At 42.4% G+C, this 24,427-nt stretch carries 20 protein-coding genes; 4 read left to right on the top strand and 16 right to left on the bottom strand.

Features of this window, described 5'->3' with window-relative positions; genetic code table 11:
- Position 1: 1 nt before the first annotated feature.
- From NYE25_RS27550 to ilvB, 7 genes are all read right to left on the bottom strand, one after another.
- Positions 2-1,741 (bottom strand): sensor histidine kinase, encoded by a 1,740-nt coding sequence (locus NYE25_RS27550; protein WP_341147346.1) that lies wholly within the window; start codon positions 1,739-1,741, stop codon positions 2-4.
- Between the two features lie 130 nt (positions 1,742-1,871).
- Positions 1,872-2,714: an MBL fold metallo-hydrolase gene (locus NYE25_RS27545; protein ID WP_341147345.1), complete on the bottom strand. Its 843-nt coding sequence runs from the start codon at positions 2,712-2,714 to the stop codon at positions 1,872-1,874.
- A gap of 289 nt (positions 2,715-3,003) precedes the next feature.
- Positions 3,004-6,963, bottom strand: coding sequence for a collagen binding domain-containing protein (locus NYE25_RS27540; RefSeq protein WP_341147344.1), 3,960 nt, complete (start codon positions 6,961-6,963; stop codon positions 3,004-3,006).
- A gap of 251 nt (positions 6,964-7,214) precedes the next feature.
- Positions 7,215-8,756 (bottom strand): 2-isopropylmalate synthase, encoded by a 1,542-nt coding sequence (locus tag NYE25_RS27535; RefSeq protein ID WP_042125095.1) that lies wholly within the window; start codon positions 8,754-8,756, stop codon positions 7,215-7,217.
- A 102-nt stretch (positions 8,757-8,858) separates the two neighbouring features.
- Positions 8,859-9,851 (bottom strand): ketol-acid reductoisomerase, encoded by a 993-nt coding sequence (gene ilvC, locus NYE25_RS27530; protein ID WP_036679485.1) that lies wholly within the window; start codon positions 9,849-9,851, stop codon positions 8,859-8,861.
- 179 nt (positions 9,852-10,030) lie between these two features.
- Positions 10,031-10,519 carry an acetolactate synthase small subunit gene (ilvN, locus tag NYE25_RS27525; protein WP_341147793.1) on the bottom strand — a complete coding sequence of 163 codons (489 nt, stop codon included), beginning with the start codon at positions 10,517-10,519 and terminating at the stop codon, positions 10,031-10,033.
- Entirely contained in the window at positions 10,516-12,258 is a 1,743-nt protein-coding gene (gene ilvB / locus NYE25_RS27520; RefSeq protein ID WP_042125091.1) for a biosynthetic-type acetolactate synthase large subunit, read from the bottom strand. The genes ilvN and ilvB overlap by 4 nt, the downstream gene beginning before the upstream one ends.
- A 590-nt stretch (positions 12,259-12,848) precedes the next feature.
- Here ilvB and NYE25_RS27515 point away from each other — a divergent pair.
- Positions 12,849-13,295, top strand: a complete 447-nt coding sequence (locus NYE25_RS27515; RefSeq protein WP_042125089.1) for a GNAT family N-acetyltransferase — start codon at positions 12,849-12,851, stop codon at positions 13,293-13,295.
- 22 nt (positions 13,296-13,317) lie between these two features.
- Here the strand turns inward: NYE25_RS27515 and NYE25_RS27510 are convergent, their stop codons facing one another.
- The 5 genes from NYE25_RS27510 to NYE25_RS27490 all read right to left on the bottom strand — a co-directional run bounded on the left by NYE25_RS27510 (position 13,318) and on the right by NYE25_RS27490 (position 18,668).
- Positions 13,318-13,671 (bottom strand): hypothetical protein, encoded by a 354-nt coding sequence (locus tag NYE25_RS27510; protein ID WP_042125087.1) that lies wholly within the window; start codon positions 13,669-13,671, stop codon positions 13,318-13,320.
- A 200-nt stretch (positions 13,672-13,871) separates the two neighbouring features.
- A complete protein-coding gene (locus NYE25_RS27505) occupies positions 13,872-14,828 on the bottom strand; it encodes an ABC transporter permease (protein ID WP_042125085.1) in 957 nt (318 codons plus the stop codon).
- Positions 14,829-15,902, bottom strand: coding sequence for an ABC transporter permease (locus tag NYE25_RS27500; protein ID WP_042125082.1), 1,074 nt, complete (start codon positions 15,900-15,902; stop codon positions 14,829-14,831).
- Positions 15,895-17,433, bottom strand: a complete 1,539-nt coding sequence (locus NYE25_RS27495) for an ABC transporter ATP-binding protein (RefSeq protein ID WP_042125080.1) — start codon at positions 17,431-17,433, stop codon at positions 15,895-15,897. Before NYE25_RS27495 ends, NYE25_RS27500 begins: the two co-directional genes overlap by 8 nt.
- A 179-nt stretch (positions 17,434-17,612) precedes the next feature.
- Positions 17,613-18,668, bottom strand: coding sequence for a BMP family lipoprotein (locus NYE25_RS27490; RefSeq protein WP_042185713.1), 1,056 nt, complete (start codon positions 18,666-18,668; stop codon positions 17,613-17,615).
- 307 nt (positions 18,669-18,975) lie between these two features.
- Here NYE25_RS27490 and NYE25_RS27485 point away from each other — a divergent pair, with 307 nt between their 5' ends.
- Positions 18,976-19,518: an acyl-CoA thioesterase gene (locus NYE25_RS27485; protein WP_042185711.1), complete on the top strand. Its 543-nt coding sequence runs from the start codon at positions 18,976-18,978 to the stop codon at positions 19,516-19,518.
- 140 nt (positions 19,519-19,658) lie between these two features.
- Here the strand turns inward: NYE25_RS27485 and rplT are convergent, their stop codons facing one another.
- The 4 genes from rplT to NYE25_RS27465 all read right to left on the bottom strand — a co-directional run bounded on the left by rplT (position 19,659) and on the right by NYE25_RS27465 (position 22,326).
- Positions 19,659-20,018, bottom strand: coding sequence for a 50S ribosomal protein L20 (gene rplT, locus NYE25_RS27480; RefSeq protein WP_042125073.1), 360 nt, complete (start codon positions 20,016-20,018; stop codon positions 19,659-19,661).
- A gap of 31 nt (positions 20,019-20,049) precedes the next feature.
- The gene (gene rpmI / locus NYE25_RS27475) at positions 20,050-20,250 is read right to left on the bottom strand and encodes a 50S ribosomal protein L35 (protein WP_036679507.1); all 201 of its coding nucleotides are present in this window, start codon (positions 20,248-20,250) and stop codon (positions 20,050-20,052) included.
- A gap of 60 nt (positions 20,251-20,310) precedes the next feature.
- On the bottom strand, positions 20,311-20,808 hold the full coding sequence (gene infC, locus NYE25_RS27470; RefSeq protein WP_036679510.1) for a translation initiation factor IF-3: 498 nt from the start codon (positions 20,806-20,808) through the stop codon (positions 20,311-20,313).
- Between the two features lie 279 nt (positions 20,809-21,087).
- Positions 21,088-22,326 carry a glycosyltransferase family 2 protein gene (locus NYE25_RS27465; protein ID WP_042185708.1) on the bottom strand — a complete coding sequence of 413 codons (1,239 nt, stop codon included), beginning with the start codon at positions 22,324-22,326 and terminating at the stop codon, positions 21,088-21,090.
- A gap of 403 nt (positions 22,327-22,729) precedes the next feature.
- Between NYE25_RS27465 and NYE25_RS27460 the strand changes: the two genes are divergently transcribed.
- Positions 22,730-23,257 carry a phosphatase PAP2 family protein gene (locus tag NYE25_RS27460; RefSeq protein WP_341049672.1) on the top strand — a complete coding sequence of 176 codons (528 nt, stop codon included), beginning with the start codon at positions 22,730-22,732 and terminating at the stop codon, positions 23,255-23,257.
- A gap of 49 nt (positions 23,258-23,306) precedes the next feature.
- A complete protein-coding gene (locus tag NYE25_RS27455; RefSeq protein WP_341147343.1) occupies positions 23,307-24,422 on the top strand; it encodes an MGDG synthase family glycosyltransferase in 1,116 nt (371 codons plus the stop codon).
- Positions 24,423-24,427 lie beyond the last annotated feature (5 nt).

Here is a 24,427-nt window from a genome sequence, read left to right as displayed (position 1 = left end):
ATCACACTTCCTTACTCTCATATTTAACTATCAGTTCTACCCTCAATCCTCCGTATTTGCTGCGTGAGACAAACAAGCCACTATCTGGTCCGTACTTCAATTGGAGTCTATTATTAACGTTGATTAATCCCGTCTTCTCAACTTGTTTTAGACCCATCGCAAGTTTCTTCTGCAAGTACTCTATTTCCTCATCTTTTAAAAGATTGCCGTTATCTTCAATCGTGATAATTACTTTTCCCTCTTCGCATTCGGCACCAATATAGACAACCCCGTGTCGGGAGTCGTCTTCGAAAGCATGCTCGAACACATTCTCAACAATCGGCTGAATAATCAGCCTCGGTACTAAAATCGCATTCGCCAAAACGGGTATTTCTTCATATTCGAAAGAAATACGATTCGAGAAGCGAATACACTGAATTTCACAATAATCAAGCGCATGCTGATATTCCTTAAAGAAAGCCACCTCGTCCGATCCACTTCTTGTGATGTATTGGTAGTAGCTCCCTAGCTTTTGTGAGAGCTCAGCCGCACTATCGGAATCTCCTACTTTACACATCATGTAAATATTAAAGAAGCTGTTATAGAGAAAATGCGGGTTAATCTGTGACTGCAGTTGCTTCAACTGCGAATGCTGCAGGGCAATCTTCTGTTCATAATTTTCCTCAATAGAACGCTTAAGTCTAGAAGCCATGCGATTAAAACTATTAAATATATAGTAAAACTCATCTTTGGTCTTTGACTCGATGACTAAATCAAGATTATCCGTTTCTACCATACGGAATGTCTTAACCAATTTTGATAAGGGCCTATGAATCATTAGATTTACCGAATAAGAATAAAGTATCATTACCACAATAGCGATGACGAAAGAGGCATATAGTAGTGTATTAAATTGGCTTAAGGGCCTTGTGATTTCATTCTGATTCACGTACATAATCAAGGATAGATTCAAAGAACTGATAAAGTTATGGGCAATAAAGTAACTTTTACCGTTCACCTTGTTTATTTCTGGGATATCGGAATTAAACTGATCCTGTTTGGTGATGAGTCTAAGGACCTCAGTAGATACTAACTGATCGTCTGTAGTAGATAGAATATTGCCCAGCTCATTACTTCCCAGAAATACCTCCGATTCTTGATATAAGGTTGCGATTTGATTTAGTGCCTCCAATAGCTTACCTTTTGAGATTTCAATATACGACCAAAGCTCCGCATTATCTCCTGTTTCTATAAGGAAAATCGCATCACCGCTCCGATAGAATGAAGGCTTCTGCTTAACGTTAAGTAACGAGGAAATTTTTTCGTACTCCATATTAGGAATAGACGTGATCCCCGTCTTACCAGAGATCGTTTTTCCCAGAGACTTAATATATACCCCGGCGTTAACCACATATTCGCTTGAGGCAATGATCCGATTCAATAGATCTTCAGCATTACCGATTAATTCTACCTCTTCATACTTTTCTAAACTTTCGCCTCGGAAACTAAGCTTCTGTATGTTTTTATCTTCTTGAAATTGTAATTGTTGATTGCGGATGAAATATATCTCTTTATCCAGTTGCTTGGAATAGAACGACGCCCCAGCCAGGGATGAGTCCAAAATCGTATTTTTGGTGAATGACATCCCCTTATAATTCACCCAAATATTCATCGATATGAGCGGAATCAAAAAGACGATAAATACGATGACAACTTTCTGATAGACGAACCATTTTACTTTTCCCGTAGCCAGCAGCTTCATTCTCTACCTCCGTATCTACTCATTTTGAGCCCTTAAAGCTATAAAAAAGACCCGTAAAGTAGTCCTTTCCTCAAGGGAGGATTTTACGGGTAATGACTATTCTTTTAATTATAGATAGACTATCATCACGTCATGCTAAGAAGACTTTCATCCCATCATAGGAAATGATGAAATTCTCCTCTGCTGTATTCTTAACTAAAGTATCATGCAACTCTGCGCTGTAGTGAGAGAAATGAGTCAGAATAAATGATGTACTAGTATCACAACTATTTTGGTCAAGCAAACGTTCTCTTACAATCCGACAACCGGAGATCCCCATATGATAATCATATCTATCCTCTAGCCCATAATTACAATCCAGACTAACAACGTCCAGGTGCTTATCACGTAGATAATTGAAGGTTTCATCACTGAATATACCACTATCATTGCCGTATAAGAATCTTGTGTTATTCTGCTCAAGTAGATAGATAAAGCTATGTTCATCCGGCTTGTGATGGGCTGGCAATGCGGTTACTGTCACTTCTCCTAGAGTGAAGGGCATGAAAGGTTGTATGATATGAAACTCGTAAAAAGGATCTTCAATCGTATCGGTTCCATAATCATAGCGAAGAGCTGACTTCATCGTTTCTTCTACCGTTTCATTTCCGTAAATATGCAGTTTTTTTCCACTCTCCTGCAGCTGACAATACCAATGTTCATGCCTCATCATGAGCTCTGCTGCTGCAAAATGATCCGTATGCGAATGCGTAACAATCAAATGATTAACTTTCCCCAAATCCAATTTGTAACGAAGCTTATTCATATACATGTCAGGTGAGAAATCCAGCAGCAAATTAGAGTTAATAAACGCTCCTGTACGACCGCGAATATTCTTGCCACCAAGCTCCATCGCCATAGAGCAACGTTCACATTGACAAAATAAAGCTGGATAACCCTCGCTTGCTCCAGTTCCTAAATACATAAATTCCATGGTATCATCTCCCAGCGCATTTTATGATAGCGCTTACTAAATAGTAAAAAAAAGATATATGCTAAATAGTGTCGCTGGCGCTACATTACGAATAATGAGCGAAAATCCCATTTTCGTCAAGGTTCACTTCGTTGGGAGTTGGGTAGTAAGTGAAGAAGGTTATGAAACGAGTAGCCATAGACCAAAAATAAAGAGCAAGGCTCCTCCAATAACAGGAGGAGCCTTGCTCCGTTGACTTTTATCCTATGGGTGTTGAGTGCCGGGACAGTACCCTTATCATTACGATATATTAATTACTGCGTTTGAATCTTCGAGCTAACACAAAACCTACAAGAACTAGACTTCCACCTACTAAGTAAATAGGAAGTGCACTTTCTTCTCCCGTTTTCGGAAGCTCTGTTGGTTTATTACTGTTATCCCCCGGTTCTTTCACTGTACCTGTCGGTACTTCCTCGACATCAATCTCGATCTCGATCTCTTCTTCATTTCCATTCTCATCTGTCACAATGATCGTGAACTTGTCTTTTCCAATGAAGCCTGGATCTGGTGTATAAATCCACTTGCCATCTTTAGTAATTGTCACCTTACCATGATCTGGCTTATCACTAATACTTGGTAATCCACCGAGTGGGATTTCACCTTCAAGAGGAACTTCCTCATCTGTAGTCAGTTTCTCTACAGGTGGCGTCACCTTCGGAACAATAGGCGTACTAGTTGGCACCGCCGTGATAGTTGGTGTTACTGTTGGTGCTACTGTTGGTGTCGCCACCACAGGTGTTGCGGATGGAGTAGCCGTAACGATTACTCCCGGTATTGACGTCGGAGTCGACACAGGGAAAATTGGATTGTCTGGCGTTGACGTAGGTGTTACTGTCGACACAGGTGTTGCTGTCGGCGTTGCCGTCGGTGTTGTTGTTGGTGCTGTTGTTGGCGCTGTTGTTGGTGCTGTTGTTGGCGCTGTTGTTGGCGCTGTTGTTGGCGCTGTTGTTGGTGCTGTTGTTGGTGCTGTTGTTGGCGCTGTTGTTGGTGCTGTTGTTGGTGCTGTTGTTGGTGCTGTTGTTGGTGCTGTTGTTGGTGCTGTTGTTGGTGCTGTTGTTGGTGCTGTTGTTGGCGCTATTGTTGGTGCTGTTGTTGGCGCTGTTGTTGGTGCTGTTGTTGGCGTCACTATCTTTTGATTCGTTACAGTCATATCTGTAACTGTTGTTGAACTAAATTTCACCTCATATTTATTTGCATCCTTGATATATCCAATAGGTGCCGTTTTTTCTTGCAAGAAGTATTTACCAGGCCGGAGATCTTTAAATACTGTTTTACCGTCTTTATCTGTCGGAATAGATGTGCTAAATAAAACCTCTTCCGATCCAGACACGCGATATAAATTGAAGATAGCTCCTTCAAGAACTTTACTATTATCTGCTGCATCTACTTTCTTGACAGCTAATTCTTTTCTAGTCCCTTGTCCAATTCCACTAGAATCCGAAAATACTACAGTTACACTTGATTCTTTGGATTGGGTTTCCGTTTGGGATCCATTACCACTAAATTTAACAGAGTTACTAATTTTCCCACCATTTTTCGCCTCTAAAATTATAGAGTCATACTTCAAAATAAAAGGTTTCTCAATCGTTTTATTGAACTTCAATTTAAATTGCTCTGCACCTGTCTTGTCATCCTTTGTAAATTCAAGCGTATAATCCTTGTCCGCTCCTTGAATGAGTGCTGGACCAGATTCATTGACTGTGCCATCCTTTAAAATTGTTGTCGGCAGCAACCGGAATGACTCCGGCAAGAACATTTGATTAGCGTCCGGATTATCAATGATTTGTGCATCTTCTACAAGAGATTGGTTATAGTTGATCTTTAAAGTCCAATTTAGTTTTGTCTCATTTTTAGGGTCCTGTACTCCTGACTTGGTAACATATTGATCATTTTTACCACCGTTTGGAATGCTAACTTCACTTTTCAAATCTTTTGATACAGGCACACCATTGTCAGACAGCTTAGCTGTATTGTAAATCGTTCCATTCTCGACCACTTGATCCTTTAAGCTGGTGCTGAATTTAATCAAATAAGGCTTAGCAATTTTTTCATTAAAGCTTATTTTCAACAATTTAGTCGTTTTATTGTAATCTACAGAATATAGTTTGGGATTAGAGCTGGCAGTAACAGTGACTTCTTTTCCTACTTTAGGGTTACCACTGCTTTCTATCGAAAGTTCATAAACCTTTATAGATCCCTCTATCAACTGCTGTTTATCTTCTAACGTATCAACAAGCACAGCTTTATCAAGCTCTTTGCTATTGTAGTTAATCCCTATTTCCCAAGAAATCTCTTTGGTTTGAGCGTCATAGGAACCGTTTTTGTAGCCATTATTCTTTGCTTTTGAATCAGGATAGAATGTATCCTCAACCGTGATGGTTTTCGTTTCTGTAGGTTTGGACGGGTCATTCCATACAACAGAAGCTCTATTCAAAAATTTCACTTCGTTCTTAACCCAATCATATACAGTCCCATTACTATTCTTCAACCAATCATTATTGAAATACGTTTTGTAAGTAATTGTATAAGTCTTATCTATTGATGAGTTGAATTTCACGGTAAAACCTTCTGTAGGTTTTGAATCATCAAGAGTATACATAGAAGAGTCCACTAGTTTACCGCTATCATCTTTGATAACAAACCCAACATCAGTAAATTTCAAACCTCTGTTAGGGAAGGTATCCGTAATCACTACATTATTCATTACTTTTTTATCACTATTAATTTTTATTGTCCAGCTTATAGTTTTATCAGCGTAATTAGCCTGACCAACCTTCTTGGAGATAATATCTTGATTAAGTGTCCCGCTCGCAGGCTTGTCATTAGTAACACCATTAACTATAGTAGTAACAGTATTTGAAACCTTTGTTGCTTCTTCGATGCGATCTTTCGCCCGGGTCTGATACTCGATCTTGTAAGCATTCGAAATATTATTATTAAATGATAATTCGAAATTTTTCAGCCCTGCTTTCGGAGCTAAAGTATTCTCAGATACTGTGTAGTCAGTTACTAAAACTTTATCAGGATTATCTTTAGACTTAGTGAAATCTAATTTATATACCTTCAGAGAGCTAGGTACAAACTGTTGAGAGTCCGTATAATAATCGAACAATTTGGCATCTGCTTTAGAGATCGATTTTTCACCATAATTGTACTCAATCGCCCAATAAGTGTCCTGTGTCACGGAATTATAACTTAGAAAAGATTTCTTCAATAATGCTCCATGATTAAGAGATACACTTGCATTATCTGAAAAAGGTCCTGTATTATTCCCCTTGAAAGTTGCCGTGTTTACAAAAGTGGTTTTAGTATCATCAATAACATCCGTAACGTATTCAATACGGTATGCTTCCGTAATAGGTGTATTAATATCAGGGGTAATAAACTTTACCTCTAGGGTGTTCCCCACTAGAGTTGCAGAATATTGACTATTGTTTAAAGGAGCACCCGGAGATACAGTACCGTTTAACGCTACATTAAGCTTACTGACCTTGATATCACTTATATCAGTTAAAGCTAAACCCGTAGGGATTACATCAGTTACAGCAGCTCCATATACACTATCCATAACTTTGTTCACATCAACAGTCCATTTAATCTGTTTGGCATTATAATTTCCTTGATTAGTGCCTACCGCAACTCCATCTTTGTCAATAGTAGAACTAACCTCAGGTTTAAATTGGACTGTAAACTCCTGCTCTGCACCACCATTTATCGGAAACTTAATCGTATAGGGTATAGTATCCGTAAACTTTGTTGTGTCAAAACGAGTCTCCACTTCAATTGCACCTTTGACATCGAAATATTCTCCGACTTCACCGGTGAATGTTAAGGTAACTTTGTTAGGACTCCCTTTTATAATGTCGTAATGCCCCAGTTCTTGCCCTTCAATCATAATCTTTTTATTCAAAAAGTCTTTCTCGAGCACAAACCCTTCTGGTAGTTCAAATGTAAAAGTATCACCTGCAACATAATCACTTCCATCTGGAACCGCCCAGTTATAGTTCAACTTCACGGTGGAGCTCAGCTTGTAAACAGAATCTGTGACCTGTACCCCATTCTCATATACAGACATCGTCACACTTGTAATGATATTAGCACTGTTCTCAATCGCCTTTGCTTTGACCTGAGAATCGAAGCCAAAAGCATTGAAAAACTGCGTACTAAGAAGTATTACTACCATCCATAAACCAATTTTCTTTTTCCACATAAAACGAAAGTCCTCCTTCTTCCTATAAAAGTACTTACTCGACTATTTCTAAGTTGTTTGTTCTCCAAATACTTCAATAATCTCCCTTCGATTGTAATTTGCCGACATGAACAATTTCTGAACAGATCTGAAATTTCGCCAGAATTGGCTCAATTAGCAAATTTTTTTGAATAACAAAAAAGCCCTGACAGTGAGTTCACTGTCAGGGCTTCCTCTAAGTATTAGTAAATTTCTGCACAATATAATTTCACTTATATACTTGCGTGGTCACGTTTGGTGTAAGTTTTACGCTTCTCTAGAAGCTTGTTAAGCGCATCAATATAAGCACGGGCACTCGCTTCCAGAATATCGGTGCTAAGTCCACGGCCCTGTGCAGCAACTTCACCCTGCGACAGTACTACATGAACCTCGCCCTGTGCATCTTTACCACGGGAAACGGATTTAATGGAATAGTCCCCAAGGGTAACTTCCTCACCCGTGGCTTTATCAATAGCATTGTAGATGGCATCTACAGAACCATTGCCTTCTGCCTCTGCTACAATAGGCTCCGCTTCCGGACCATCGATAATCACCTTAGCAGTTGGAACAGCTTTATTACCGTAAGTAACGTAAATCGTCTGAAGTCTGAATACTTCTGGCGTATCAATTAGTTTCTCTTCAATTAATGCCAAAATATCTTCATCCGACACTTCTTTTTTCTTATCCGCCAAGTCTTTAAACCTTGAAAAAGCTGTATTAAGCTCTTCTTCAGATAAATCATACCCTAGATCACTTAGCTTATCGCGGAAAGCATGGCGTCCAGAGTGCTTACCAAGTACCAGTTTGCTCTCTTTAAGTCCAATGGTCTCCGGTGTCATGATCTCATAAGTGGTTTTCTCTTTCAGCATTCCGTCCTGGTGAATACCCGATTCATGAGCAAATGCATTAGCTCCTACAATCGCCTTATTCCCTGGGACTACCATACCTGTCAACTTGCTGACCAAGCGACTTGTGCGAGAAATCTCGGACAAAGTTAAGGATGTTTTTGCGCCAAAGAATTCAGCGCGTGTCTCCAGCGCCAATGCCACTTCTTCAATCGCTGTGTTCCCGGCACGTTCACCGATACCGTTGATCGTTCCTTCGATCTGATCTGCACCATTCTGAATCGCAGCCAGCGTATTTGCTGTAGCCATGCCAAGATCGTTATGACAATGAGCACTAAGCTGTACGCGTTCAATATCAGGCACATTCTCTTTTAGATATTTAAAGATAGCTCCGTACTCCGAAGGATTCAAGTAACCTACAGTATCCGGGATATTAACAACATTAGCCCCTTCCCGGATAGCCATGCCGACCATTTCAGCCATGAAATCATACTCCGTACGGCCCGCGTCTTCTAATGAAAACTCGAGCTTAGGGAAATATTTCTTAGCGTATCGGATAGCAGACTGTGCAGTTTCCAACACCTGAGCCTTATCCATCCGCAGCTTATGCTGCCGGTGAATAGGAGATGTAGCTAGAAAAATATGAATACAAGGGTCCTGCGCTCCCTGTAGTGCTTCTTTTACAGCATCAATATCTGTCTCTCTAGAACGAGAAAGGCCGATTACCGTGACGTTCTTCACAGCTCTTGCCACCGCATTAACAGAAGCTAGATCACCTGGAGAAGCTGCAGGAAAACCCGCTTCCATGCGATCAATTCCCAGCTTCTCTAACTGGTAAGCGATCTCCACTTTCTCACGCGTGTTGAGGTTCACACCTGGTGACTGCTCTCCATCTCGCAGTGTCGTATCGAACACATAAATTTTCCGCATGCTAAGCACCTCCCAAAGATTGTGCTGAAACTCTCAAATGCGGCTCGCAAAGTCACGGCCGCATTTGAAGGTAACACTATTTAATCATAAGTATGAATATGATTATTTCTTAATCCAGTGCATCATTTCACGCAATTGGCTACCTACAACTTCTACTGGGTGAGCAGCTTCGTTGCGGCGAGTAGCGGTAAGGAAAGCACGTCCGGATTGGTTCTCAAGGATAAAGTCACGAGCGAATTTACCTTCTTGAATATCTGTCAGAACAGCTTTCATTGCTTTTTTAGTATCTTCAGTTACAATGCGTGGTCCAGTTACATAGTCACCATATTCCGCAGTGTTACTGATGGAATCGCGCATGCTGGACAATCCGCCTTCGTATACCATGTCAACGATCAGTTTCAATTCGTGCAGACATTCGAAGTAAGCCATTTCAGGAGCATAGCCTGCTTCTGTCAAAGTTTCGAATCCAGCTTTGATCAGTGCGGATACACCACCACAAAGTACTGCTTGTTCGCCGAACAAGTCGGTTTCGGTTTCTTCGCGGAAAGAAGTTTCGATAACTCCTGCACGTGTACAACCAATACCTTTTGCATAAGCAAGACCGATTTCTTTCGCTTTACCTGTTGCATCTTGTTCGATAGCAATCAAGCCAGGAACGCCGAAGCCTTCAACATAAGTACGACGAACCATGTGACCTGGAGATTTTGGTGCTACGAGCAGCACGTCCGCATCTTTAGGAGCAACGATTTGTCCGAAGTGTACGTTAAAGCCGTGGGAGAACATCAAAGCTGCGCCTTTTTTGAGGTTTGGTTCCACTTCATTTTTATATACGGATGCTTGAGTTTCATCTGGCATTAAGATTTGCACAACATCTGCACGGGATACTGCTTCAGCTACTGGCAATACTTCAAAACCGTCATTTTTCGCAGTTTCAAAAGATTTACCTTCACGAAGACCGATGACAACTTGAAGACCACTATCACGTAGGTTTTGTGCTTGGGCATGTCCTTGGCTTCCGTACCCGATTACCGCAATTGTCTTTCCTTTTAATACACTAAGTTCTGCATCCTGTTCATAGTACGTTGTAACTGCCATTGTCAATATCCTCCTTTAATTTGAGACCCATCATAAAGAGCGGGTGCTTCAAGAGAACTGGATTCGTCGATTAGATCAAGCTGCTCCTCAAGCTCCCGCTCTTTAGCGGGAATGTCATTCATATCATATCAGATTAATGCAATCAAGCAGTAATCCGTTAAAGTCGCAAAATAAACTATTTAAGAGTTGCCACGTACCATAGCCGTAACACCTGTGCGAGACAGCTCTCTGATTCCATAAGGCTTCAATAGCTCGATCATCGCGTCAATCTTCTGTGTCTCCCCAACTACCTGCACCAGTATAGTGGTGCTGCCGATATCGACAACTGAAGCACGGAAAGTCTCAACTACACCCAAAATTTCCGGACGCTCACTTGGATCAGCATTCACTTTAATCAGAGCCAGCTCGCGTGCAACCATTGGCTTAGCTCCAAGATCAACAACTTTGATAACATCAATTAGCTTATAGAGCTGCTTCTCGATTTGTTCAAGGGTATGCTGGTCGCCAAGAGTAACGATAACCATCCGGGATAATCCAAACTCTTCGGACTGGCCGACTGTAATACTCTCAATATTAAATCCACGGCGACCGAACAAGCCTGACACCCGCTGAAGCACACCTGGCTGGTCATTTACGAGTACAGAAATCGTATGTCTTGTCACTGTTATTCATCCCCCATCAGCATATGATCGATGGTTGAACCTTGAGTTACCATCGGGTAGACATTCTCGTCTTTTGGAACAACGAATTCTACCAATACTGGACCCGGTGTTTCCAGAGCTTTCTGCCATGCATCACGTGCTTCTTCCTTATTCGTCGCCCGTAGACCTTTTACACCATAGGCCTCAGCCAGCTTAACGAAATCCGGACTACCTGCAAGGTCTGTATAGCTATAACGTTTGTCATAGATAAGATTCTGCCATTGGCGAACCATTCCAAGCACTTGATTATTAATAACAACGATTTTGACAGGTATATTGTTAATCGCACAAATCGCCAGCTCTTGGGAACACATTTGCATACCGCCATCCCCGTTAATCGATACTACCAACCGTTCAGGATGTGCCATTTGCGCACCGATAGCTGATGGGAATCCGAAGCCCATCGTTCCAAGACCACCTGAAGTAATCCATGAACGCGGATGATTGAACTTGTAATATTGTGCTGCCCACATTTGATGCTGGCCAACGTCCGTAGTAACAATCGCTTCACCATTAGTGGTGTCATTAATCATTTCAATAACCCATTGTGGTTTAAGCTCTGTCTCCGAATCTTTATACCGAAGTGGCTGATCAAGCTTCGACTGCGCGATATGCGTTCTCCAAGCATCAGCCTTAGATGCACGGCCAACCTCAGGAATCAGCATTTCCAGTACAGTTTTTACATCTCCAACGATCGGAATATCAGGCGATACATTTTTTCCGATTTCTGCAGGATCGATATCGATATGCACGATCTTGGCTTTTGGCGCGAAGCCGTCCAGCCTACCCGTAACACGGTCATCGAAGCGGGCACCGATATTAATGAGCAGATCGCATTGCTGAATCGCATTGTTTGCGGTATATGTGCCATGCATACCTGGCATTCCCATCCAAAGCTCTTCAGCACTTGGGAAGGCTCCAAGTCCCAGCAAGGTTGTAGTTATTGGAATCTCTGTCCGTTTCACGAATTCGAACATAGCCTCATGTGCTCCGGAATAGATAACTCCACCACCTGCAATGATAATCGGACGTTCAGCAACCTCAATCGCACGAACCAGTTTATCAAGCTGCAGTTTGTTTGGAACTGTACAAGGGTTGTAGCCACGAAGATTTACGGTCTTCACTGGTGTGAACAACGTCTTTGCTGCCGACACATCTTTCGGTATATCGATCAATACTGGACCTTTACGACCGGTATTCGCCACATGGAAAGCTTCATGTATTACGCGAGGGAGATCCTCAACATCTCTTACAAAGTAGCTGTGTTTAGTGATTGGCATCGTGATTCCAGTAATGTCTGCTTCCTGGAAAGCATCTGTACCGATCAGGCTTGAGAAAACGTTACCTGTGATTACGACCAATGGAGTGGAGTCCATATATGCTGTAGCAATACCTGTTACAAGGTTTGTTGCGCCAGGACCCGAGGTTGCGATACACACCCCTGGTTTGCCACTTGCTCTAGCGTAACCGTCAGCTGCATGAATCGCTCCTTGCTCATGACGTGTTAACACGTGATTGAAATCCGTAAAACCGTACAATGCATCATAAATGTACAATACAGCTCCACCTGGATATCCGAATACTGTGTCTACACCCTCCAATACAAGGCTGCGGAGTAGTATTTCCGAACCGGTAATAACTTCCGGCTCCATCCATTTTTCTTTTAGCTGCTCTGTAGACCGTAATTCCGGTATTTGCGCGCTCATCAGTATTCCTCCTCCGATATTTAACATTCATTATGCAAATGACGGACCGTCCTCTATACATCAGCAAATAGTTATTTATAAAACAAAAAAACCTTCCGCCTCCCACGCACAGTATTAGCGCGTGAGGGACGAAAGGTTGATCTTCCGTGGTACCACCCATGTTTGCATTACATCTCGCGATGCAACGCCTTATCAGGTATACAAAAATCCATCGATGTAGGCAAGGGCCCTAATCTCTGTAACCTGAAGTCCATAACGCGGACTAAACGATTCCCCCTAATAATTCCACCACTCTAGCCAGTGGACCTTTCAGGGAAACAGCTCCGAGGTGAGCTCGTATATAAGGGATTTCGGTGGAGGTTGCAGCAAATCCTCACACTCTCTGAGCAAAAGAGCCCTTAAAACTTCGTCCTCATCATTGCCGATACATGTATGTTCGTTAAAATGTTTAGACACATTATATGATTCCTATCACGGATAGTCAATACCCTTATTTTTAAAATCGTCACAACTCCTGCTTCTACCCTCTCGGAACGCCTGCCCCTCTCCCAACATATGATGTACGACAATGCGTGGAAAGGGGACGCTCTATGATTCGTTATCGTCGACCGAAGCAGGATGACGTTGTTATTTTTGATTTAATCGAGCGACAGCTCGTTCCATTATCTCATCTGCCGCAAACTGAAATCACTAAAATCAAAAAGGATTTACCCCGTCGTCTAGGACACGGAATCACACTTGTCACCTGTCCCGACTATGAAAGCGATCCAAACGGGTTTGTCCATTTCTTGCTGCATGGTGATTTACTCTACATCGATATGCTAGCCATTGCACCAGATGCTCGGCGAAAACACTTGGGAAATATGCTTATGGATCGGGCAGAAAGATTTGCACTTTCTCGCGGTTGTCATCGTTCTAAGGTATCTGTCGATCTAGGGAATGCAGCAGCGCTAGCCTTTTATCGAAAATTGGGCTACAGCGTAGCCCGTTATCAATCACTAAGTTTTTGTTACGAGCTTGAGAAACGATTCTCCTAGCCAAAGCAGCACTTATCGGAACTCAAAAGAATCCAAAAGGTGAATATGGTGTGCCTCCGTACCCATAACCTCCATAAGGAGTTCCATATCCGTAACCGCCACCATAAGGTGTAGCTCCACCATAGCCTCCTCCATAGCCACCGCCATAACCTCCACCATAAGCATAAGGGGCAGTACCAATGGCGAGCAAATCAAACAACACTAATGGAATGATTGCTTTAGTTTGTACTTTTTTACCACTTACACGTTGCAAAATAAGACGATTTCCTGATACACGAAGGAGCTTTCCTGTAACCTGTGTGCCATCTTTTTTCACAGCGATGATCTGTTTACCTATGAGCCTCATAACCTGCTTTTTCGTAACTGGCTTAGTCATAATATCCCCTCCAAAAAGTTTTGCATGCCTCTGATTCCCACCATCTTCAAAACAGTTTATTCGCACAAAAGTACCTTCGCCTGTACACTTGCCCTTACCTCTTAATGTTTATCCATATCGATCCTAACAAAAAAAGCCGTATCTCCGGAAAAGTCCGGAAATACGGCTTGATAATGATATAAGCAAAAAATCGAAAAGATCTAGCGTTTACCAGGATCGTAAGGCTGACCTAATGCCTTAGGAGCAGCGGAACGACCTACAGCACCTACCAATACAATGATCGTTAATACGTAAGGAATCATAAAGATGAACTCTTGTGGTATGTCCTTTGACCATTCAAACAATTGTACGTAGTTACGGATCGCTTGAGAGAATCCGAAGAATACAGCAGCGCCAAAGGCACCAAGCGGATTCCACTTACCAAAGATCATCGCTGCAATAGCGATAAAACCTTGACCTGAAATCGTATTATGCCCAAAGGTTCCGGTTGTAGTTAGAGTGATTGTAGCACCACCGATACCAGCCAGCAATCCACTCAGCATTACGCCGATATATCTCATCCGCTTCACCTTGACCCCTAAGGTGTCTGCAGCACTAGGATGTTCACCTACTGCGCGTAAACGCAGTCCAAATGGCGTTTTAAACAAAACGAAATAAATAACAATAACCAGCACAATGGCCAGATAAGTGGTCGGATAGGAATTAAATATCCCTTCACCGATCACTGGGATTTTGGAGAGTCCAGGAATTGAAACCTTGTTAAACCCATCGATTAGTGGAGTTTCAGCAGATCCATCAAACAGCAGCTTTACCATGTAGAGCGTACTGCCTGCGGCTAAAAAGTTAATAACCGTACCACTGATCGTCTGATCCGATTTAAAGGTAATAGCTGCAACTGCATGAATTAGTGAACCAATTACCCCGACGGCCATAGCACATAGTACGCCAATCCAAGGAGCCCATTCACCCATCCCAGCATCTTGAGCATAATAACCGCCCACTGCTGCGGCAAAAGCACCAAACATCATCAAACCTTCAAGTCCAATATTTACGACACCGGAGCGTTCAGAGAAGATGCCGCCAAGTGAGGCAAAAATAAGCGCTGTGGAAAAAACAAGCGTTGTATTAAGCAGTTGACCTAACGTCTGCAGATCCATCTATAACACCTTCTCTTTCTTGCGCTTGAAGTAAAAGGGCTTAAGCACCCAGCGCACAATCCCTTGTGCCGCAATAAAGAATATGATTGAACCTATAACGATACGAATAAGCTCTGGAGGAACATCTGCAGCAAAACTCATTCCTGCAGAACCATAAGTCAACGTACCATAGAGAATCGCAGCAAGAACAACACCAAGTGGATGTGTTAAACCAAGTAGAGCCACTGCGATACCATCAAAACCATATCCTGGTGATGCCGCGAACACAGATTGATAATGGAATACACCCAGTACCTCCCCTGCTCCGGCCAACCCTGCAAATACTCCACTTATGAACATTGCTTTTACAACGTTACGGCCAACATTCATACCTGCGTACTCGGCAGCATGAGGATTGTAACCAACAGCACGCATTTCATATCCTTGCTTAGTCTTCCATAAGTAGACATAGAAGAATACTGCTGCAGCAAGGGCAATAGCTGTTCCCCAGTGCAGACGTGCATTGTCAAATAACGAATTCAAGAACGTCATAGAAAGTGAAGCTGGAATATCCTCGGAACGATTCTGTCCCGGGAGTAACAGAAATGCTCTTACAATATAATTCGACAAGTACAGAGCAACCCAGTTTAACATGATCGTGGTAATAACTTCATTAATCCCACGTTTGGCCTTCAAGTAGCCGGCGATACCAGCCCACAGACCTCCACATAACCCTGCTATAATAACAGCAAGCGGAACCAATATGAATCCTGGCAAGGCTGCAAATTTAATGCCCACCACGGTCGCAGCTGTCATACCAATCATCACTTGTCCGTCTGCCCCGATATTAAACATCCCTGAACGGAATGCAAAGGCTACGGCTAAACCAGTGAGCATTAATGGCGTCATTTCGCGCACGGCTTCACCAAAGTTGTACAAGTTACCAAATACACGTGAGAACAGTGCGGAGTAAGCAGTTATCGGATCATAACCACCCATAAGCATAACTATTGCTCCCACAAGAAAACCAAGTACGATGGCGACAAGAGGAACGATATAGCTGTCAGTTGTGAAGATTTTTTTGAACTTATTCAACTGCCTTACCTCCCCGCTTCAAGCTGCCTGCCATCATAAGACCCAGTTCCTGGTCATTCGTATCCTGCGGGAACACTTCACCGACAATTTTGCCTTCATAGATAACAGCAATTCTGTCTGATACATTCATAATCTCGTCCAATTCAAACGAAATGAGCAATACAGCTTTTCCTTGGTCACGCTGTGCGATAAGCTGCTTTTGAACAAACTCGATAGCCCCAACATCTAGACCGCGTGTTGGTTGTGCTGCAATAAGTAATGTCGGATCTTTATCTATTTCCCGAGCAATAATCGCTTTCTGTTGATTTCCGCCGGATAGAGAACGTGCTTTGGTCTGAATTGAAGGTGTACGCACATCAAATTGCTCCACAAGACCTTCAGCATATTTATCAATGACATCATTTTGCATAAAGCCATTTTTGTTATATGGACTCTTATAGTAAGTTTCCAGAACCATGTTCTCACTTACTGAGAAATCAAGCACCAAACCATGCTTATGACGGTCCTCTGGAATATGAGACACATTCATCTCCGTAATCTTACGCGGGGATAAATTAGCTATTTCGTTCCCGGACACCTGAATAGAACCAGAATCAATTTTACGCAGACCTGTAATGGCCTGAATCAGTTCACTCTGTCCATTGCCATCTACACCAGCTATTCCGAGAATTTCTCCGGCTTTCACATCAAAGCTAAGGCCGTCCAGCACTGAGACACCATCTTTACTCTTGCTGTTCACATCCTTCAGCTCGAGTACAGTTTTGCCAACCTCAGGAGCCTTCTTATCTACCTTGAAGGTTACGCCACGTCCAACCATCTTCTCAGCTAGTTCATTCGGATTAGTCTCTGCGGTATTTACGGTATCGATTACTTTTCCGCGTCTAATAATGGTGACCCGATCAGATATTTGCATAATTTCTTTAAGCTTATGCGTAATCAGGATAATAGATTTTCCCTCTGCAACAAGCCGCTTCATAATCGCCATCAATTCCGTAATTTCTTGAGGCGTAAGTACTGCAGTCGGCTCATCAAATATGAGAATATCCGCTCCGCGGTACAGGGTCTTCATAATTTCTACCCTTTGCTGCATACCTACAGAAATGTCATGAATAACGGCATTTGGATTCACTTGCAGGCCATATTGCTCCGATAGCTTCCGAACCTGTTCCGCAGCGGATTTATAGTCAATTTTAAGACCTTTCTTCGGCTCCATCCCAAGAACAATATTCTCGGTAACCGTAAAAGGTTCCACGAGCTTGAAATGCTGATGCACCATACCAATACCAAGCTCAATCGCTTTATTGGGATTATCAATTATAACCGGTTTCCCGTCGATTTCAATACTACCTTCGTCCGGTTGATACAATCCAAACACGATATTCATTAGGGTTGATTTACCTGCACCATTCTCACCGAGCAATGCAAGAATCTCACCCTTTTTTAAGGTCAAGCTAATGGAATCGTTAGCAACAATACCAGGAAATCGTTTTGTGATTTGCTTCAACTCTACGACAGGAGCCGCAGCACTCATGGAATCACCCTCATCACAGAATATATAACTACCATGCAGACACGGATGTACCGCCCTTTTCAAGACGGTATAACTGTGTCCAACTTATCATAACCAGTGCTTTAACAAGGAATAAGGCCAGCACATAACCGGCCTTATTCTTTGTTGCTTATTGTAATCCGACAAATAAAAGGGAGATCTTACTCGGTAGGAACTGTAATTGTTCCATCAATGATTTGTTTTTTGTAATCTTCAACTTTAGCCAAGATCTCTTCAGAAACGTTAACTTTAGATGTATCAGAGATACCTACACCATTGTCTTTCAAACCAAGAACAGTTGTAGTACCACCTTTGAAAGTACCATCGATTACTTCTTTGGAAACCTTCTTCACAGCTTCGTCAACGCGTTTGATCATGGAAGTCAAAGTTACGTCCGTACCAAATTCAATGGATTGGTCTTTGTCTACACCGATAACCCAAACTTTTGCACCGCCAGCTTTGTTACGGGATTTAGCTTCGTTAAATACGCCATTTCCTGTTGCACCAGCAGCAGGGAAGATGATGTCATTACCATCGTTATATAATGTAGCGGCAAGAGATTTACCAGTATCTGGTTTGTCATATGCACCTGCATAAGTAATTGTAACTTTAGCGTCAGGCTTAACTGCTAATACACCAGCTTTAAAGCCTACTTCAAAACGTTTGATTACTGGGCTTTCCATACCGCCGATAAAAGCTACCTTGTTAGTTTTTGTAGTCAAACCAGCAACCACACCAACCAAGAAGGAACCTTCGTTCTCAGAGAAAGTAACGGATGCTACGTTAGGAGCATCTACAACGCTATCAATAATTGCCAAGTTAGCATTTGCGTTCTCACCAGCAACCTTTTTAATTGCGTCGCCAAGATCAAAACCAATACCCCAAGTCAAGTTGTAGCCATCTTTAACGAATTGGTTAAGGTTTGGCTCATAGTCAGCGTTTGATTTACTTTGCAAATATTTAACGGAAGAACCTGTTTCTTTTTCAAGAGCTTGTAATGCTTCCCATGCGGATTGGTTAAACGATTTATCGTTTACGCCTCCGATGTCAGTAACCATACCAAATTTGAAATCAGATTTTGCGGCATTTGTTCCGCCATTTGTTCCTGCATTAGTCTCGCCATTTGCAGCATTTTTAGCGTTGTTGTTTCCGCAACCAGCCAATACTACTGTGAATGCCAGCAACATTACAAGAGATAGCTTGAAAACTTTTTTCATTGAATGTGATCCCCCTTAAAATATTGGATGTCATCTGTGTTCTACTTGGACATTCCATAGATCAAATTATAACTGCAATAAAATCTAAAATCCAGTCCATAAATGACCTCAGGTCAATAAATATTTGTACTTTTTCGTAAGTAACCGCTTTCCATGACACGACATGTTATCATCATGTTTGAATGATGTTAGAAAACCTTATTTTACTTTGTATAGTATTCCAACACATTACAAATATTATTGCACACTTATGTGTTTTCTATTATTATGATTGCTTAGTATTTGCACTGAAAGGAAGTTATCAGATATGACCGATGAAAAAAATCCACAAACGATGCCGGCTTTTAAATATTGCCGTGAATCCCGTGTCTTCAAAACCGGACGCGTTTTCCCTAATGATGTTAATAATCACAAAACATTGTTTGGCGGTAAGCTTATGAGCGGCATTGATGAAGTAGCCTCCATCTCAGCTATGCGCCATTGCCGTGCTAATGTCGTTACAGCCTCTACAGACTCTGTTGACTTCTTGAGGCCCATCCGACCTACAGACTCCGTATGTTTCGAATCCTTCGTTTCTTGGACCGGACGTACAAGCATAGAGGTATTCGTAAAGATCATTTCAGAAAACTTATATACGGGTGAGCGCGCCGTCGCCGCCACTTCATTCCTTACCTTTGTTGCAGTTGGGGAGGATGGTACTCCCACTCCAGTTCCTGCCATAATCCCAGAGACCGATGAAGAGAAATTGATCAGCGAATCAGCTAATGAACGTTCTGAGCTACGTAAAGTAAGAAGAACCATCAGTAAAAAGCTCGCTGCCGAGCTCAATACTGTGAAGTACTGGGAATAACTCTGCATTAAGCAGAGTTTTTTTCTCGTTTTTTTTACGGCAGAGAAATCATTTCCTCATTTTATATACTTCATACCACACAAAAAAGCACCGCTGCATGGGCAACACGCAGGCGGTGCTTTTCGATTATATTACAACACTTACGCGTTGATTTTCTCTTTGGCAATACCAGCCAAGGAGTTGAATGCGTTAAGATCATTTACAGCCAGATCAGCCAGCATCTTACGGTTAACTTCTACACCAGCCAATTTCAGGCCGTATACAAGCTTGCTGTAAGAAAGACCGTTCAAACGAGCTGCTGCATTAATACGAACGATCCACAGTCTGCGGAAGTTACGTTTAGTTTGACGACGGTCGCGGTAAGCGTAAACCATCGATTTCATTACTTGTTCTTTAGCTGTTTTAAAAATGCGGTGTTTAGAACCGAAATAACCTTTTGCCAATTTCAATACTTTTTTATGTCTACGACGAACTACAAATCCGCCCTTAACTCTTGCCATATTAATAAACCTCCCAAAAATGTGTGATAAACTATTTCAAGTTAGCCAATCCTTGTTTCAAACGTCTTACATCCCCAGGGGCCATTACTGGATTACCGTTCAGAACGCGCTTAGCGCGTTTAGATTTGTGGGACAGCAAGTGGTTTTTGTGAGCTTTGTAACGTGTTACTTTACCAGTTCCGGTAATTTTGAAGCGGCCTTTCAGGCTGCTATGTGTTTTCATCTTAGGCATGGTGTTTCCTCCTTGAATATTATGCGGCGCCAAATTGCATGTAAGCAAGTGACTCCAGATTTATTGGGCTTTAGGAGCCAAGATCATAATCATGCTGCGACCTTCCAGCTTAGGCTGGCGCTCAACAACAGATATATCAGCCACTTCGTTCTTAACACGCTCGAGGATTTTCTGGCCGATATTCGCATGTGTAATTTCACGTCCGCGGAAACGAACGGAGCACTTTACTTTATCGCCTTCACCCAAGAACTTGATCACATTGCGGAACTTGGTTTGATAATCATGTTCCTCAATGTTAGCACGGAACCAGACTTCCTTGATATCAACGACCTTCTGGTTCTTACGGGCTTCCTTCTCTTTCTTCTGCGTTTCATAACGGAACTTGCCGTAATCCATGATGCGGCATACCGGCGGCTTAGCCTGTGGTGCTACATTGACTAAATCTAGATTAAGATCGATCGCCATTTGCAACGCTTCGCGGATCGGTTTAATTCCGATTTGTTCACCTTCCGCACCAACCAACCGTACCTCTTTGGCCCGAATTTCATCATTGATCATATGTTCCTTACTGATAACTCTCCACCTCCGGATCTTTTTAACAACTATACTGCCTTACTCCATAAAAAAGGGGTGCCGGTAACACCCGACACCCCGTGTTTGATCAACGTTCATGAACATTAACATTCATAAAGCATTGAGATCAAAACCAGCCGGCGAATATGCCAGTCAGGTGAGAAGCAGGTGCTTCTTCTTGCAATCCCTATGATTTGCGTACTTGAATACTATACACCACTCCAAACGGAGTGTCAATTCTTTTATTCAATATTCTTAAATATCTTATACCTGCTTGCTTTGCACTTCTTCAAGTCTTACGACACGTGTATGCTTGGTATGGCTCCATTGCTTGTTGTTCTGCGTGAAGAACGCATAGAACGTAATAGGATACCAAGAGATCAGGTAAATTGGGAAGAACACCAGATAAGCGTACACCTTCTTAAATTTAACCTTCTCCAAAGCCATCGCAATCCCAAAGGTCACCAGATTCAAACCGATCGCAAGAAAACCGAGCCAGACTGGCAAGCTGCCGTAAATATTAGCAATATTCGGTCCGTTAAAGAGGGCCATATCCACCCACATTACCGCCGTCATCAAGAAGGTGAGCAAAACAATGTACACATTTGCTCCGTAAAGCGCAAGGTCAAACTTCGTTAGGCTACGTTCTTTAATACTTTGCCAAAGTAATGGAAAAAAATAACGACGAGCTACAGTAAAGTGTCCTTGCATCCAGCGCAGACGCTGTCTTGAAGAGGCCTTGAAAGTTAGAGGCTTCTCATCAAATACCTTTGCGTCATAGTTGAACTTAGGATATACACCATGAGATGCACTGCGCATCGTAAACTCCAGATCCTCAACCAAGCTTGTAGCTCCCCAGCCCATCTCTTTAAGGAGATTGGTCTCGAAACACATTCCTGTTCCGCCAAGGAAGTTCGCCATATTCAAATTATGGCGTGAAAGTTGCCACAAACGGTTAATATACCAATACGACACACCATACGCTGCAGTAATCCAGGAATCTTCTGGATTCTTGGTGTCAATATAACCTTGAATAACACGCGCTCCTGAACAAAGATCATTATTCATCTCCATCAGGAATTCAGTATGTGCCAGATTATCGGCATCAAACATTACAACTGCGTCATATTGACGCTGCATGCCCCAAAGCTCCTTGAGCATCCATTCAATGGCATAACCTTTACCACGTAGATTCGGGTTAGTACGGACACAAGCGTTCATTCCGTGCTCTCTAACGATGCGAGCTGTGCCATCTGTACAATTGTCACAAATTACAAATACGTCAAACAGTTCTGAAGGATAGTTAAGCTGCTTCAGGTTCTCCATTAACGCGCCGACGACTTCTTCCTCGTTATGTGCAGCAACAAGTACTGCAAATGTTTTTTCTGGCTTATACTTTGTCTTTGTCTTTTTCTTGTGCAGACCAAATAACGAAAAGGTAAACTGATATACTGCGATTGCTGCCAAGATCACTTGGAGCGTAACAAACAGTGCGTCTGTCATGACCTTTTGATGCCCCCTTTTTTCACTCTCGGTGTTCTTTTTTTTCTCTCTAGCTTGCTTGACGTTCCTTCTGACCCTTTTGTTGCATCCCTTAACAATAGACCAAGAGTATTCTTATTCTAGGCAGACTTCACAATTTTTATATGTGTTGTTTAAAAGAATTGTATGGATTCCATTTATTTGGATCCTTATTTATCTCTTACCCTTTTAAACATGTTTAGTCCGCTTGAATCATTGTACGGCGTTAGCGGCTCTAAGTCAAAACTAGCAAATTTCTAGCAAAACTGAGCTTTTCCTTGAAATGGACTACCTTTAAAAAGTATGATTAAGACAGATCTAATGCTAAAGAACGGACTGCTCATAAGCACCTGTTATCGGTAGCCGACTGGCGGAGGGACAAGATATGAGACATTTATTCATGAAGCTACATCTCTGGGAGCGGCACCTTTTTAAGTGGATCAACGGACGAATGCATAATCGTTTTCTGAACTTTTGGCTCTTCTATCTCACTCATTTGGGTGGAGCTACAAGCACAATTGTTATCAACATACTGATATGGGCATTTGCTCCTCAGCCATGGAGAACCGCTAGCCTGCAAGCAATGACGGCTCTAGCTGTTAGCCATTTGCCCGTTGCTGTCGCTAAAAAACTGTATCCACGCATGCGGCCTTATCTGGCGCTACCGGATACGAACACATTTCGTAATCCATTAAAGGATCATTCTTTTCCTTCTGGTCATACTACAGCTATCTTTGCTTCAACGGTCCCATATATGGTAGCATTTCCTGCCTTGATCGTTATTCTGCTGCCGCTGGCCTGTATTGTCGGGTTTTCACGCATTTATCTGGGATTACATTATCCATCTGATGTCTTTGCAGGCTTAGTGATCGGAACCAGTGTTGCAGCGGGCACTATAGCCTTATGGATCTGAAGTATATATGGTTAAACCGGGAAAACCTTTGAGAATAGGTGAATCAAAATTGCAAAAAAAAAGAATTTTAATACTCTCAGAAGGCTTTGGAGCAGGACATACTCAAGCAGCTTATGCGCTGTCGAGCAGTCTGCGCCAACTGTCACCTAATTTACAAACGAAGGTGCTAGAACTTGGGAATTTCCTTAATCCCAAAATGGCACCCATTATTCTGTCTGCTTACCGTAAGACGGTAACGACTCAGCCAAAGCTGATGGGGTACGTCTACCGTCACCAGAAATCATTTAATCGTCTTACCACGCTTGCCCTGCATCGTATATTTTATACGCATACAAAAAATGTTGTTATGCAGTTGAAACCTGACGTTATTGTCTGCACACACTTCATTCCGGGTGCTGTAGTATCTCGTCTTAAGAGAGTGGATCCTACCCTAAAGATGCCACTCGTAACTGTTATAACGGATTATGACGCACATGCCAGTTGGATCAGTCCAGAGGTAGACCGTTATCTGGTATCAACACCAGAGGTTAAATCCAAATTGCGTATGCGAAACATTCCTTCTGCGAAAATTCAGGTTACAGGGATACCTGTACATCCCAACTTTTGGCAGCATCCTGGAAAGCAGGAGATTCGACAGCAGTTCAATCTCAAGGATATGCCAACGGTACTAGTCATGGGCGGCGGCTGGGGGATCATGAACGATCAGGTTGTAAATGCCTGTCTGGCGGAATGGCGAGAGAAGATTCAGATTGTTTTCTGTCTCGGCAAGAATGAAGAGCTGCTTCAGGAAATGAAAGAAGACTCACGTTATAATCATCCTAATATATCCTTGATCGGCTTTACGCGTGAGATTGACAAGCTGATGGAGGTGTCCGATCTGCTCGTCACGAAGCCGGGTGGAATGACCTGCAGTGAAGGGCTCGCTAAAGGAATACCGATGCTTTTCTATAACCCTCTGCCCGGGCAGGAGGAGGAGAATTGCCGCTATTTTACCGCAGCAGGTTTCGGAGAGCCGATAGAGTCTTTAGACGTAGTCGTAATGTGGATGGAACGTCTATTAACCAACTACGTGGATGTGCAAAATAAGCGAAAACTTCATCTTGAGGAAATCGCCCGTTACCACCCATTGCAATGTGCTCAGAGCATTATCGAATTATTGGAATAGTTAAT

The sequence above is a fragment of the Paenibacillus sp. FSL E2-8871 genome (genome assembly GCF_038000345.1).
GTDB lineage: Bacteria > Bacillota > Bacilli > Paenibacillales > Paenibacillaceae > Paenibacillus_AQ.
This window is presented reverse-complemented; position numbering and strand designations above follow the sequence as displayed.

What these genes read in the sequence shown, in the direction of transcription:
- NYE25_RS27550 (WP_341147346.1), bottom strand. Translation starts at nt 1,741, where the DNA reads ATGAAGCTGCTGGCTACGGGAAAAGTAAAATGGTTCGTCTATCAGAAA.
- NYE25_RS27545 (WP_341147345.1), bottom strand. Translation starts at nt 2,714, where the DNA reads ATGGAATTTATGTATTTAGGAACTGGAGCAAGCGAGGGTTATCCAGCT.
- NYE25_RS27540 (WP_341147344.1), bottom strand. Translation starts at nt 6,963, where the DNA reads ATGTGGAAAAAGAAAATTGGTTTATGGATGGTAGTAATACTTCTTAGT.
- NYE25_RS27535 (WP_042125095.1), bottom strand. Translation starts at nt 8,756, where the DNA reads ATGCGGAAAATTTATGTGTTCGATACGACACTGCGAGATGGAGAGCAG.
- ilvC (WP_036679485.1), bottom strand. Translation starts at nt 9,851, where the DNA reads ATGGCAGTTACAACGTACTATGAACAGGATGCAGAACTTAGTGTATTA.
- ilvB (WP_042125091.1), bottom strand. Translation starts at nt 12,258, where the DNA reads ATGAGCGCGCAAATACCGGAATTACGGTCTACAGAGCAGCTAAAAGAA.
- NYE25_RS27515 (WP_042125089.1), top strand. Translation starts at nt 12,849, where the DNA reads ATGATTCGTTATCGTCGACCGAAGCAGGATGACGTTGTTATTTTTGAT.
- NYE25_RS27510 (WP_042125087.1), bottom strand. Translation starts at nt 13,671, where the DNA reads ATGACTAAGCCAGTTACGAAAAAGCAGGTTATGAGGCTCATAGGTAAA.
- NYE25_RS27505 (WP_042125085.1), bottom strand. Translation starts at nt 14,828, where the DNA reads ATGGATCTGCAGACGTTAGGTCAACTGCTTAATACAACGCTTGTTTTT.
- NYE25_RS27495 (WP_042125080.1), bottom strand. Translation starts at nt 17,433, where the DNA reads ATGAGTGCTGCGGCTCCTGTCGTAGAGTTGAAGCAAATCACAAAACGA.
- NYE25_RS27490 (WP_042185713.1), bottom strand. Translation starts at nt 18,668, where the DNA reads ATGAAAAAAGTTTTCAAGCTATCTCTTGTAATGTTGCTGGCATTCACA.
- NYE25_RS27485 (WP_042185711.1), top strand. Translation starts at nt 18,976, where the DNA reads ATGACCGATGAAAAAAATCCACAAACGATGCCGGCTTTTAAATATTGC.
- rplT (WP_042125073.1), bottom strand. Translation starts at nt 20,018, where the DNA reads ATGGCAAGAGTTAAGGGCGGATTTGTAGTTCGTCGTAGACATAAAAAA.
- rpmI (WP_036679507.1), bottom strand. Translation starts at nt 20,250, where the DNA reads ATGCCTAAGATGAAAACACATAGCAGCCTGAAAGGCCGCTTCAAAATT.
- infC (WP_036679510.1), bottom strand. Translation starts at nt 20,808, where the DNA reads ATGATCAATGATGAAATTCGGGCCAAAGAGGTACGGTTGGTTGGTGCG.
- NYE25_RS27465 (WP_042185708.1), bottom strand. Translation starts at nt 22,326, where the DNA reads ATGACAGACGCACTGTTTGTTACGCTCCAAGTGATCTTGGCAGCAATC.
- NYE25_RS27460 (WP_341049672.1), top strand. Translation starts at nt 22,730, where the DNA reads ATGAGACATTTATTCATGAAGCTACATCTCTGGGAGCGGCACCTTTTT.